The following is a 266-nucleotide window of genomic DNA, read 5'->3' as shown; positions in this document are numbered from 1 at the left end:
CGCCTGACACCTGCACACCGGGAGCGGCAGCTTGCCCGTCGCTCCCGGCTTCGCTACCCGCGGGCGTCGATGGAACGTTCAGACCACCGCCCCGCCACGATGATCCAGGGGGGCGCGGTCTTTCCGCATCGCCACCTGACCGGCATTGACGGCCTCCAGCCGCATGAGATCGCCTTCCTACTCGACGAGGCGGAAAACTGGGTCGAGGCGAACCGGACTCATGCAAAAAGCGAGGCGCCGCTCGCCGGCCTGACGCAGATCAACGC

1 protein-coding gene is annotated in these 266 nt (G+C 67.7%); it reads left to right on the top strand.

What is annotated here, in order from left to right:
* Positions 1-69: 69 nt before the first annotated feature.
* On the top strand, positions 70-266 hold a 197-nt coding region (locus AC0IYH_RS31950), incomplete at its 3' end, for a hypothetical protein (protein ID WP_471838298.1).

The sequence above is a fragment of the Pseudomonas sp. AC463 genome (assembly GCF_979253585.1).
Note: the sequence above shows the minus strand (reverse complement) of the source record. Positions and strands in the feature narration are given on the sequence as shown.